A 1,314-nucleotide genomic window follows, 5' to 3' on the forward strand; every position below is an offset into this window, starting at 1 on the left:
TGCCTCTGTTGAATTTTGAGTGGGTATCATCGCTCCGGACCCCTGATTGGAGCCGGAGTGATGAGCGCCCAGATTTTCGAAGCCGCCCTTGGCCTGACGCCGCCGTGGTTCATTGCTGACCTGGAGTTCGACGAGACAGCGAAGACCCTGACCATCCAGGTTGATTTCCGGCGCGGCAGTCGTTTCCAGATCGCTGATTTCGAAGGTGAACACCCAGTCCATGACACCGTCACCAAGCGCTACCGGCACCTCAACTTCTTCCAGCACGAGTGTTTTCTGGAAGTACGTGTGCCGCGCGTCAAGCTCCCGGACGGGTCGGTCCGACAGGTCCAGCCCGACTGGGCCGGCAGGCTGTCGGGGTTCACGCTGCTGTTCGAGGCCCTGGTGCTGATGCTGGCGCAGCAAATGCCGTTCCGGGCAGTCGCACGGATTGTGGGCTTGAGCCCGCACCGTGTCATGGCGATCTGCGAGCGCTATGTGGCGCTTGTGACCGCTGAGTCGGACCTCTCCGAGGTGCGCAGCCTGGCGATCGATGAGACGTCCCGGGCCCGTGGGCACGACTACCTGACGCTGGCGGCCGATGCCGAGCGACGGGCGGTCATCTTCGTCACCGAAGGACGCGGGTCGGAGACCGTCGCGGAATTGGCCGGCGCACTCGAAGCTCATGGCGGGGATCCGAACGCGATCGACAGCTGCAGCATCGACATGTCGCCGGCTTTCATCCGGGGCGTTACCGATTACTTGCCCAATGCCTCGATCACATTCGACAAGTTCCATGTCATCGCCAAGGCCTCCGAGGCCGTCGACCGGATGCGCCGGCTCGAGCAGAAAGCTGACCCCGCTCTGAAGGGCATGCGCTGGAAGCTGCTCAGGGCCCCGAATGGTCTCAGCCGGGGTGCTCGGCAGGAACTCCAGACTCTGGTTGCCCGGTTGACGACGCTCAGAACGGCGCGCGCTTGGCAGTACCGCGAGCAGTTGCGCGCCATCCTGCAGCGCAAACAGGTCAACGTGGTCCGACAAATGCTCTGTCAGTGGTGCACGAATGTTATGCGTTCCAAGGTCGAGCCGATGAAATCCGTTGCCAAGATGATCCGTCGGCACCTCGATGGAATCGTCGCTTGGGTAAGAACACGCCAAACCAACGGCTTCCTCGAAGCGATCAACGGACTGTTCCAGGCTGCAAAACGGAAAGCACGGGGCTATACGCGGCTGAGCACAGCCAGGACCATGATCTTCCTGCTGGCAGGGAAGCTCGACTTCCGCAGTATCAATCCGCATGTGTATGCTTAACCCACTGGGAATTCAACAGAGCCA

Annotated in this window: 1 protein-coding gene; it reads left to right on the top strand. The window is 61.4% G+C overall.

What is annotated here, in order from left to right:
* Positions 1-60 precede the first annotated feature (60 nt).
* Positions 61-1,290: an ISL3 family transposase gene (locus tag ACDC66_RS15180; RefSeq protein ID WP_376697582.1), complete on the top strand. Its 1,230-nt coding sequence runs from the start codon at positions 61-63 to the stop codon at positions 1,288-1,290.
* Positions 1,291-1,314: the final 24 nt, after the last annotated feature.

Source organism: Wenzhouxiangella psychrophila (assembly GCF_042310375.1).
Classification (GTDB): Bacteria; Pseudomonadota; Gammaproteobacteria; order Xanthomonadales; family Wenzhouxiangellaceae; genus Wenzhouxiangella.